4 protein-coding genes are annotated in these 12395 nt (G+C 42.5%); 2 read left to right on the top strand and 2 right to left on the bottom strand.

All coding sequences use genetic code 11. The annotated features are described in order from the left end of the window. Positions 1-3 precede the first annotated feature (3 nt). On the top strand, positions 4-6594 hold the full coding sequence (locus tag IPI99_10160) for an HYR domain-containing protein (GenBank protein ID MBK7340878.1): 6591 nt from the start codon (positions 4-6) through the stop codon (positions 6592-6594). Between the two features lie 314 nt (positions 6595-6908). On the opposite strand, the gene IPI99_10165 is transcribed toward IPI99_10160, so the two are convergent. Further along, positions 6909-9410 (bottom strand): DNA translocase FtsK 4TM domain-containing protein, encoded by a 2502-nt coding sequence (locus IPI99_10165; protein MBK7340879.1) that lies wholly within the window; start codon positions 9408-9410, stop codon positions 6909-6911. A 263-nt stretch (positions 9411-9673) separates the two neighbouring features. On the opposite strand from IPI99_10165, the gene IPI99_10170 reads away from it, so the two are divergent. Further along, positions 9674-10846 (top strand): saccharopine dehydrogenase NADP-binding domain-containing protein, encoded by a 1173-nt coding sequence (locus IPI99_10170; GenBank protein ID MBK7340880.1) that lies wholly within the window; start codon positions 9674-9676, stop codon positions 10844-10846. Between the two features lie 11 nt (positions 10847-10857). On the opposite strand, the gene IPI99_10175 is transcribed toward IPI99_10170, so the two are convergent. Then, positions 10858-12363 (bottom strand): GH3 auxin-responsive promoter family protein, encoded by a 1506-nt coding sequence (locus IPI99_10175; GenBank protein MBK7340881.1) that lies wholly within the window; start codon positions 12361-12363, stop codon positions 10858-10860. Positions 12364-12395 lie beyond the last annotated feature (32 nt).

Raw genomic sequence — 12395 nt, forward strand, 5'->3', positions numbered from 1 at the left:
GTATTGGCTATATTTCTGAGTCTGAGTGCTCAGATGTATGGGCAAGAGATTACGTTTTCGAGCCAGTCAAATCAAAACAACTGCGGAGACGTAACGAATCCAAACATAAACGATGGTTATGGCTGTATATTGCCACCCACAGTTGGAGAGGTGACCTGTAGTGGTGTAGGAACCAAAGCCACAGGTCAAGCGACACAATTCAGGATGATAGTACCGCCACTTACGGGAGGAGGTGCACCAAATAACTACCGATTGACTGCGGTTGGACTGAACTTCATCATCAACTCATGGGGAGGAGACTTTCAGTTGAACTTGCGCAGACCAAACGGGACCTATATGAACTTGTTGAATCCAATAGGAAACAGTTCAAGCAGCAATATACCTGTAAATGTCACTTTGTGTGATACAGCATCAAGGATATACCCTGCCACTGCTGGCGCGATTACAGGTTTTTATCGTCCTAAGACAGGTACGGTTGGTACTTCCAGCCACTTGGGAGCTGGACAAAACTGTAATGCAACGCCACCTATCAACTCTTCATGCAGTTTGTTTGATTTCAATCCTGCGGGCACCAATATAGGTGGTCAGTGGGACTTGGTCTACACGAATGGATGGGGTGGAGAAACAGGCCAATTCACTAGCTGGAGTATGACTTTTGCATTGCCTGAAGCATTGCCAAACTACAGTGGAGTGACAAATCTTCCATTACAGGCCGGTACATGTACACCTGCACCTGTAGCCTGTGCTACACCTGCACCGGCATTTGCACCTGCTACAGTACCATCGTCTATCGCATTCGTACCTGCCTTGACAGTATCACCATACAATGGAGGTACAGTAGGAACGACTGTAGTAGGAGCTCCAGGAGGAAGAGCAGTACAATACGTAATATTGACAGGACCTCCGTCAGCAGCGACAGTACCTTGTATCAATATGACGATGACACCATGTCCTGCAACAGGCATCGTGTTTACTACACCGGGATTGAAACACATCTTGTGGAGAAGTTCATTGGGATGTGGAGCGTTTGATACTTCATATCAGCAAATCAATATCGCTGACTTAGAGCCGCCGACATTGGTACCTGCATGTCCTACGAAGCCAATTACATTGAACGCCGGTCCCGGCGAATGTCAAGTGGCATGGAATGCACCGCCATTCATGGCTATGGACAATTGTCCTGCCGGTCAGTATTTTGGTGGTTTAAATCGTACCGGTCAGATTTGTAGATTGACAAATAACTGGCAAATCAACGGAGGAGCTGGCGCATGGGGCGTGATGTTCGACTTGGTGAACACATCAGGCGGTCAGTTGAACTTACAAGAAGTTAGCTGGTTACCAATCGCAGCAAATATTACGCATAATATCTATTATCGTACAGCACCCGGCCCTCATGCACCGGTACAAGCAACGGCGAGTGCATGGACCTTGTGTGCTAGCAGAGTATCAGATAGAGGAGGACAATTCTCTGGTTTAAGAGATACATTTGAGTTAGTTACAGGAACAGCCTATGATACCCTGAAAGCGTGTGATCCAATCATTGTTGATAGTACAAAAGTGGGTTGTTTGACAATGGCAGCAGGCGAGACAAGAGGTATTTATATTCATACTCCAGGACAAGCAAGTAGCGCTATATCCATATTTAATGATTGCAACACGGGAATCTTTGGAGATGCAAACGTAAATACACCTATGCACGGAGCAACGTACACAGGAGGCTTATTTACAGCACCGTTTGTGAACTCATCATTTGGATTTGGAAACACAAACTGGATGGGTCACATCGGGTATGCTCTTGCAACATCGAATCGAGTAAGATTGGTACAGACCTGTGGAGCACCATATGGTCCTGGATGTTTCTTCCCGATAGGATGTACGACCTTGTGTTATACAGCCTCAGATGCATCAGGTAACGTAACGAACTGCACATTTGACGTTTGTGTAAATGCATATGCCAATCCGAAGAGAAGTTTGTCATGCAATGACAATATTCAGGTGAGCCTTGACGAGAATTGTTTTGCAACGATAGGAGCAGACGATATATTGGAAGGAGGCCCATACGGATGTTATGATGATTATATCGTGGAGATCAGGAATTGGACGACAGGCCAGTTGATTGATAGACAACCTGCAGTACCGGGAAGTCAGGTAGGATCACAGGATATCGGCAAGAATTATGAAGCAAAAGTAATCGATCCTGCGACAGGCAACAGCTGCTGGGGTCATATCACAATAGAAGATAAGTTAGCACCGGAATTAACATGTCCTGCTGACGTAACAATAGGTTGTACAGCGAGCACATTACCATCAAATACAGGGACACCTGTTGTAGACGAGAACTGTAGCAGCTACACGTTGACTTACAGAGACAATGTGACACAAGGAAGTTGTGCATTGGGCTATGACAAGAGGATAGTAAGAACCTGGACAGCAATTGATGGCAGTGGCAACAAGGGAAGCTGTGTACAGACGATCACAGTGAGCATAGGCGACCTGAACGACGTATTGGCACCATCAAACTATGATGGCGTACCGGGCAATAAAGCGATGTTGGCTTGTGATGCGAAGATCGACAGGAACAAAGACGTTACCCCACACGAAGTAGCACCGGATACTTGTATCGATGGCTACTTGTTGGATAGCGTATACTGGAGAGCAAATCCTACCCGACCAAACATCTATTTGGGAGTAGGAGGAGCAGCAGGAAGAAGGATACCAAGAGTATTGGGCTGGAATTGTATCGACGATGTGAACGATGCGAATTTCGGACATCCAAGTCCTGATGATGTATATTATCCTGCACACAAGAACTGGGATGCATTGAATCCGAACTGTTATGGACCGAACACGCACGTGATGTGGCACGGAACAGGTCGTCCGGCGACGCAGTGTCGCAATTTTGGAACAGTGTACAAAGACATCGTGATTGACTTGGCAAAACCGGGCTGTGATGCGGGTCCAATAGGCTGTTACAAAGTGTTGAGACAGTGGACAGTGATGGATTGGTGTACAGGCAAAGTAGGCGGACACAATCAGGTGATCAAAGTAGCGGACGTAGAAGGACCGAAAATATTGTATCCGGATTCAGTAGTAGCAACAATGGATGTATGGAGCTGTACAGGAATCTGGGAAGTACCACCGGCCTGGTTGGTAGACAACTGCAGCAATGAAATACACTATACAGTAGAAGTAGAAGACGGAACAGTAATCGGCAACGACGAGAGTGGATATGTAGTAACAGGCTTGCCGAGAGGAATCCAGAATGCATATATCGTAGCAGAAGACTGTTGTGGCAATATCACGAAGAAGATTGTGAGATTGAATGTATTGGACAATGTACCACCGGTACCGGTGTGTATCAGGAATACAGTAGTGAGTTTGGTAGGCGGCGTCAGCCCTGGAGAAAATATCACGAAAGTATTTGCAGAATCATTGGACAATGGTTCATTTGACAACTGTTCACCGCACATTTATTTCAAAGTGATCAGAATGGAAGAGTTGTTGGGCACAATCAACGGACGCCTTCCACCGACAGACAACCGAGTAGCATGTAATGGATTGAACGGAGACGATGATCCGGATCCTGTATTTGCACCGGGCAATCAGGTATATTTTGACGACTTCACGAAGTTCTGCTGTGCAGATGCCGGCAAGACGATCATGGTAGTGTTGAGAGTCTTTGACGTAGATCCGGGCACGGGCCCAATCCATCCGAACAGAATGGGAAGAAGCGGACCGAATCTACAGTTTGTAGGGGACTTGTTTGGTCACTACAGCGACTGTATGGTAGAAGTCGACGTACAAGACAAGGTAGTACCGACATTGGTACCGCCACCGAATATCGTAGTGAGCTGCTGGTTCTGGTATGATTTTGAAAAATTGCGTGATCCATTGGATCCAACATTTGGACGAATCGTAACGGACTTGAGCGTAAGAGCGAAAGTGAAAACAAACGACCTGGTATGTCAGAGATACTGTGTGCCAAATACATTGCACAACTATCCTGGCCCATCAGCAGGGGCAGTACCACCGAATTTACCTGCAGCAAACATAGCATGTAACTACTACAACAGCTTGTACAATCCGGCCCATCCGGACAACAAGTATGAGTTGGTATGGGGCTTTGATGGATATGTGTTGGGTGGCTGTAACGTAACAGTAACAGTGACACCAAACGATGACAACGTGAAGTGCGGACAAGGAGTCTTGACAAGAACGTTCACAGTAAGAACGTCAACGGGAGTAACCTTGAGCCGTCAGCAGACGATCTGGATAGTAGACTGTGATCCATTCTATGTGAATCCTGCAGACTATTGCGATCCAAACGACGACATCGAATGGCCAACCTGTATCAGCGCGAGCTTACCGGGAAGAGTAGAGATCGACGGATGTGGAGCTGACTTAAGCCCTGACAATCCAAGATTGGGCAGACCGAAAGTGATGAACAATGCAGACGACAACTGTGCATTGATCGCAATCGAATATGATGATGAAGTATTTACAATCGAGCCGGATGCGTGCTTGAAAGTGATCAGGACGTGGACAGTAATCGACTGGTGCCAGTACGATCCAAGCAGAAACATCCTTACAGGCCGATGGGAGTATCAGCAGGTGATCAAGGTGAGAGACAACGACGATCCTGTGGTAACACAGCGACCATACACATGTGAGCCGGCAGTATTAGACAATACAACAGGCTTGTGTTTAGGTCATATCGAGTTGTGTGCAGATGCAACAGACAACTGTAGCCCACTAGACTGGTTATTCTGGGAATACAAGATCGACTTGTACAATGACGGAGTAGGCACACACAGTGGCTATGACTTTGTAGTAGGCTCATTGACGAAGCGTCAGTTTGACAATGGAGAAGTGCCGAAGTTTACACACAATCCATATGCAGACAATCCAAACAGCCCATTCTGTGCAAGTGGAACGTATCCAATCGGAATCCACAAGATCAGATGGATCGTAGAGGATGGATGTGGAAATATCGGAGTGAGAGACGAATTGTTTGAAGTGAAGGACTGCAAAGCACCGACACCATACTGTTTGACAGGAGTGATCACAGTACCAATGCCAGCCAATGGATGTGTGACAATCTGGGCAAAAGATTTGGACAGAGGTTCATATGACAATTGTACACCACAGAGCAGATTGAAGTTCTACTTTGACGGAGATACAAGTGCAACAAGTAAGACCATCTGTTGTAGCGACTTTGTAGCAAATGGAGCAAACGACGAGTTGATCGTAGACGTTGAAATGTGGGTAGAAGACCTGGAAGGCAATACAGACTATTGCAAGACAGTAATCATCGTACAAGACAATCAGGATATCTGTGATGATATAGTAGACTTGAAAGGAAGAATCAACGGAGATTTGCGAACAGAAAGCAATGACGTGACAAATCCGGTGAAGATGGAGTTGTATGAAAACGGAAATATGATGTTAGAGCGTACAGGAAGCCCATACACATTTGGCGACTTGAAGTTGGCGACAACATATGTAGTAAAACCTACAAGAACAGAAGATCCATCCAATGGAGTAACGACAGCAGATATCGTGAAGATACAGAAGCATATCTTAGGTCAGGAAGTGATCACAAGCCCATACAAGTTGATTGCAGCAGATGTAACAAACAATGGCAAGATCACAGCAAGTGACATCAGCGAGATCAGGAAGTTGATCTTGGGAGTTACGAGCAAGTTTGCAACAGTAGAATCATGGACATTTGTACCGAAGAGCTATGTATTTGCAGATCCAACACAGCCATGGGGTGCACCACGCACAGCCACAGAGGTGTTTGGCACGCAGAGAGAAGTGAAACAAAGTGACTTTGTAGCGATAAAGATGGGAGACTTGAACGGCAATGCCAGAGCGAGCAACGTGATGAGCGGAAGCGTGAGGACATCGGGCAAGTTGAGCATGGAAATCGATGAGCAGGAAATGGTAGCAGGAGAAGTATACAAAGTAAACTTCAAGTCAAGCGATTTCCGCAACATCAGTGGATACCAGTTCACATTGAAGTTTGACAGTGAGATGTTGAACTTTGAAGGAGTAGAAAGCGGAGTATTGGGTACAACAGAATCCAACTTTGGAACGAACCGCGTGAACGAAGGAATCTTGACAACGAGCTGGAACAGCGGTACAGGAACAAGCTATGGTAGCGACGAAACATTATTCACAGTAGTATTCCGCAGCGTACGCAGCGGTAAGTTAAGCGGCATGTTGGCGATCACAAGTGAAGTGACAGCAGCAGAAGCATACGAAGCAAGTGAAGAAGTGAAAGGCGTGAGCTTGAATGCAAGAACAGATCAAGGAGTAGTAGAGAGTGGAGTATTCGAGTTGTATCAGAACAATCCGAATCCATTCAACAAGGAGACAGTTGTGAGCTACCGATTACCGGAAGCAGGAGCTGTTAAGTTGAGCATCTACGACGTGACAGGTAAAGTGATCCGAGTGTATGAGATCCAAGGTCAAAAAGGCTTGAATACACAGAAGATCGAGAAATCAGAGTTGAATGGCGGCGGCGTACTGTACTATCAGTTAGACGCAGCAAACCATACAGCTACGAAGCGCATGGTAGTAGTAGAGTAATCTACGACGATCAGAGCTAGTCCGGTGGGACCGAAGGCAACCCAAGCCAAGGATCCGGAAGCCGGCGAGTAGCGAAAAGGAGACAACACGTAGTCCGATACGTGAGATAAGTTAAATCGGTTTTGGGATGGCCTCTCTTCAAGAAATTGAAGGGGGGCTTTTTTTATTTAGGAAAAGATATTAAGCTTATGATTCAGTTAAAGAGTGGAACTGAATTGATTACAAAAGGGTTAAAATAAAAAGCCCCGATGGTCAGTCGGGGCATAATCTACTATCAATCTCAGTTGGTCAACTACTTGAAAAAAATGTTGGTCTTATTTGTATTTGCTTAGGATCTTATCCAGTTCTATCTCATTGAACACCAGAACCTCTCTCGGCTTGCTTCCTTCCGCTGAACTCACAATGCCAAGGGATTCCATTTGATCCATAATGCGGCCAGCCCTATTATAGCCAAGCTTTAGTCTTCGCTGGATCATACTTGTACTCCCATGTTGGCTTTGGACTACTAACCTTGCAGCTTCTTCCAACATATCGTCCATATCTCCAGCGGACAAATTACCCCCTTCTTGGTCATCTTGATTTTCACCTTTGTACTCTGGCAAGAAGTAAGGACTTGCATATCCTTGCTGATTGCTGATGTGTTTAATCACTCTTTCAACTTCTGGTGTGTCTACAAAAGCGCACTGTAATCGTATGATGTCTGAACCGACACTATAAAGTAAATCACCTCGGCCAATTAACCTTTCAGCACCACCATAATCTAAAATTGTCCTTGAGTCAATATTTGAAGAAACTTTGAATGCAATTCGACCAGGAAAGTTGGCTTTGATCAATCCGGTAATGATTTTGACTGAAGGCCGCTGAGTAGCAATGATTAAATGTATCCCTACGGCTCTAGCTAATTGGGCTAATCGGCCGATTGGAAGTTCAACTTCTTTGCCGGCGGTCATGATCAGATCAGCAAATTCATCGATAATGAGCACGATATAGGGTAAAAATTTGTGCCCTTTTTCCGGATTGAGCTTTCTGTTTTTAAATTTTTCGTTGTATTCCAACAAGTTTCTGACTCTCGCTGCTTTCAATAACTCATACCTTTGATCCATTTCAATGCAAAGTGAATTGAGCGTATAAATTACTTTGGAAGTATCCGTGATTATTGCTTCATCTGAATTTGGAAGTTGAGCCAAGTAGTGTTTATAAATTTCAGAATAAATGGGTAATTCCACTTTTTTGGGGTCAATCAAAACTAACTTCACCTCTGAAGGATGTTTGCGGTAGAGCAAAGACATTAATATCGAATTAATACCAACTGATTTACCTTGACCGGTTGCTCCCGCTATCAATAAATGGGGCATTTTGGTCAGATCTGCGACAACTACTTCATTCGAAATGTTTTTTCCAAGCGCTAACGGCAACTCTAATTTTGAGTCGTTAAATCTCTCGGACTTGAGCAGTTCCTTTAATGGTACGATTTGTTTGTTTTTGTTTGCGACTTCAATGCCTATAGTACCTCTGCCAGGAATTGGTGCTATGATTCTAATGCCTTGAGCTGACAAGCTTAATGCAATATCATCTTCCAAGCTTTTGATCCTGGATATTCTTACTCCAGGAGCCGGAACAATTTCGTATAATGTTACGGTTGGACCGATAGTTACCTTAATTTTCTGAATCTCTATCTTGTAATGTTGGAGTGTTGCAATGATTTGATTGGAATTTGCTTCTAATTCAGATCGATCGACTTCATTTTTTTGGTCGCTGTAATCTTGGAGGAGCTCCAGGCCAGGCATCTTGAACGATCTTAAGTCAAGGGTTGGATCAAAGGGTTCCATAGAATCAGAACTCCACCCGTCCTCCTCTTGAAGGACGGATGATTCTGACGCCATAGGCACGTTTTGTTCTGTATCTTGATCTGAAGTTGAAGTCAGTGGAGTATCGTTTATTTCTAATGCGAGAATCTTGGATGCAGCTCCCGTTGAGCTTGGTATTTCATTAATAAAATTTGTAAGTTCATGGGTGTCTCCTGTAGAGTGGACGAAACCAAGCTTTTCTGCATGATAATCTGAAAAATCAACAGGTCCATCCACAGAGTCTTCCTTTGTATCCATCGACGTATGTACCGACATGGATTTTGCCATGTCAGATTTATCTGATCCGGCGCTTTTTTCGGATTTGAACGAAAGCCAATTGGGTGACCAGAAACTACTCAGAGACGAAGATCCTGAAGTTTGTAATTGTAATGCTTGTAAGCTAGGGTTGAAGTACCAAACAAACAACGATATCAACCCGAAAATCAGTGAAATGCCAAGTCCAATGTCACCGACAAAACTGGATAATAATCTGCAAGAATTATGTCCAAAAGAGCCTCCCATTGGAAAATTTGACCATTGGCCCACGAAGCTGAGAATCATCGAAAGAAGGGCAGTTATCACTACACTATGTGTAAAAAATCTGAGGAATTGTATCCATTCATTTCTATACAGAAACCTGAATCCCAAGTGGATCAGAACAGGTATGAATAGGTACCCTGCTAATCCAAATCCATAATAGAAAAACATATGGGAAACAAAGGCTCCCAAGCGACCCAACCAGTTTTCTACGCTTATACCGGACTTAAATAGGATGTGCCAAGAATAATGCATGACTTTGTCTTGGTCAGATTTCCAGCTAAATAAATATGAAGTAAATGAAATGCTGAGAAAGATGGCTAACATGAAACACAACATCGCAAGGATCTTCGTCAGTCTATCATCAGACTTCCATTTGAGCAATGATTCCAATATGGAACCCTGGCTCGATTTTTTCCTAGATTTCGCCATAACTGAATAGTAGATTGAATATTAAACCGGGCGCTAAGGTAAATGCATTTTTGATATTAAGAAAAATTATAACATATTTTTTTCTAATAATCTTATGTTTATACATTATAAAAAATCATAATATGTATAAAAAAGATTATATATGTAAATTATTAAATGTGTAATGGATTCTTCATGAATGCTTTTTCTCACGGTGCAACAGAACAAAAGACCCGTTTATTCGTTTTTGTGATTAAATACAATTCAGGAAAAAAATGAGTCAGATGTACAGTAAGCATAAGGTTATAGTTGCCGGAGCAGGGGGGATAGGAAGAGCTGTTGCTCTGATTTTAGCTGAAAGACCTGAATTGGATACCGACATTTTCATCGGTGACCTTAACTTAGAAGCCAGCAAATCGGTGGCAGAATGGGTCATTGCCGGTACTTCTACACTTTCAGTAGTTGAAGGATTCCAAATACCTTTGAAAGGAGAGACGGAAGAAATGAGCTATATATTTGGATCTGCCGATATTATTCTGGACTGCCTTCCTGGTTCTGAAGCTCCTAGATTGGCCGCATTGGCAATGAAATATAAATTACACTATGTCAATCTTACGGAATACGTGAAGGAAACTTCTCAAATTCTGGAAATGGCTAAGAATGCGGACACCGGCTTTATCTTGCAGACCGGTTTGGCTCCCGGCTATATCAATGTACTTGCCCATTCTTTATACAAACAGTTCGTCTCAAGGTATGGGACAGATGTAGATTCCGTCGAAATGAAGGTTGGTGCTTTGACAAAAACAGCAAAAAGCCCTCACTATTATGGTTTTACTTGGAGTCCTATTGGAGTTGCAACTGAGTATGTAAAAGACTCTATTGTTATACAGGAAGGCAAAAAATGTCGTGTACCTGCATTGTCTCAAACAACTGAGCTTATTTTGGACGGTGTTCTTTATGAAGATGACTTTACTTCTGGAGGAGCTGCCGATTTGCCCGATTATTTTGAAGGTAAGGTTCAATCTCTATCTTATAAAACAATAAGATACCCGGGACATTATGCCTGGGTGAAAAAGCTTGTTTCCGAATTGACTGTAGAAGACTCTCCAGAAAGCCAACTCCTGTCAAAGATGGAAAAGTCTGTGCCACATGTAGAAGACGATTTTATTATTTATTATGCATCGATAACGGGTAGGGATCCTCAGGGAGTATTGCACATGATAGAGAAATGTAATCGTATTGACGCTATGAAAATTGGAAATTTCAAACTGAAGGCGATTCAGGTAAGTACAGCAGTCCCTATGCTTGAATCTGCAAGAATGTTGCTTTCAGGAAAATATAAAGGCACCATATTACAGTCCCAAATCGATGTGGATGATTTTCTGAATGGACCATTTGTTCAAATGGTTTATGGTAACAGAAAATCTTCAGAAAGGTATAAAGCTGATTTGGTTTAATTTCATCTCTTTCAAATAACGAAATTGCTCATGGATTGAGCAACCATCCGATCATTGTTCAAACGTGGGACTTTAAATTGTTCCCCATATTTATTTACACTGACCAAATATGTTTTGAAGCCATCTTTTTTGATCCTACGAATTTTGAGTTTATCCAAAATTTTATTTTCAATTAGATCTTTGTAATAACTGTTTTTATTTTGTAATGTGGAGTCAATAAATTCGGCAATGGCATCTATTGGGATGGAGATATTTACATCTTTGAATTCAATAAGCCATTCATGGTATGGAAGGTGTTGATCGCTAGGATTTACCTGGGGAGCAACGCAATATTCAGTAATTTGAAAACCAAATTTTTTTTGTGCTTCAGTGATCGCTTCATCAATTTCGCTTGCAATGACATGTTCTCCGAAAGCTGAAATGTATTGACTTACCCTTCCAGTTACCTTGATTTTGTATGGTTGAAGACTCGTAAACCTTACCACATCACCGATGGAATAGGCCCACAATCCTGCGTTAGAGGAAATTACAATTGCGTAATCTTGATGGAGTTCAACTTCCTGAAGACAGAGTCTAGGTGGTTGGTTTAAACTAAAGTCTCTTAATGGGATAAATTCATAAAAAATACCAGAGCTGGTATTTAATAATAAGCCCTCATCATTCATGTCGTTTTGATAAGCGAAGAATCCTTCGCTTGCTGGATAGGTTTCAAGAAGTTGAACAGGCTTGCCTATTAATTGGTGGATTCTATTTTCATAAGGTTTATAATTTACACCACCATGTATATATAATTCCAGATTCGGAAATACTTCAGATATTGATTTTGCATTTGTAATTTCCAAAATTCTTTCTAATAGCATTTGGATCCAAGGAGGAATGCCACTGATCACCCTAAGGTCTGTAGGGAGAATTTGGGCTATCATTTTATCCACCTTGACATCCCAGTTTGGTTCACAGTTTACTTCCCAGTCCGGTAGCTTGTTTTTTTGGAACCACACTGGAATTTCATGGTTGACTATTCCACTCAATCTCCCGGTTAAAACACCATTTAGATTTTCTAATTCAGGGCTTCCGGAAAGGAAAAGCATCTTCCCTTGGAAAGTATCTGAATTTTGATTTTTTGACACATAGGCAAAGAGTGCGTTTCGTGCGGATTCAATATGATTGGAAATACTCTCCTTTGTTATTGGAATGTATTTTGCTCCTGAAGTTGTGCCAGATGTTTTGGCAAAGTATTTTGGTTTGCCTGGCCATAAAACATTAATTTCACCCGACTTGGTTCTTTCAAAATAGGGCCGTAATGCTTCATAATCTTTAACTGGAACCTGAGTTTTAAAATCATCATAGGTATGGATAGATTCAAACCTATGATCTTTTCCAAATGATGTTTGCCTTGCTTTTTTGACGATCGATTTGAAGATTTTTACTTGGTTTTGTCGTGCTTTTTTCGATTTTGATAATTCTGTTGCAGTAATTTTCTTAGCAACAAGTCGCAACACCTGAGAATAGATTTTCATAGTGTAAAATTAATTTGAATAATTAGTCCTAG

Source organism: Saprospiraceae bacterium, from assembly GCA_016710235.1.
Classification (GTDB): Bacteria; Bacteroidota; Bacteroidia; order Chitinophagales; family Saprospiraceae; genus Vicinibacter.

Excerpts from the sequence above, each read along its gene's own strand:
- IPI99_10165 (MBK7340879.1), bottom strand. The coding sequence starts at position 9,410 with ATGGCGAAATCTAGGAAAAAATCGAGCCAGGGTTCCATATTGGAATCA.
- IPI99_10170 (MBK7340880.1), top strand. The coding sequence starts at position 9,674 with ATGTACAGTAAGCATAAGGTTATAGTTGCCGGAGCAGGGGGGATAGGA.
- IPI99_10175 (MBK7340881.1), bottom strand. The coding sequence starts at position 12,363 with ATGAAAATCTATTCTCAGGTGTTGCGACTTGTTGCTAAGAAAATTACT.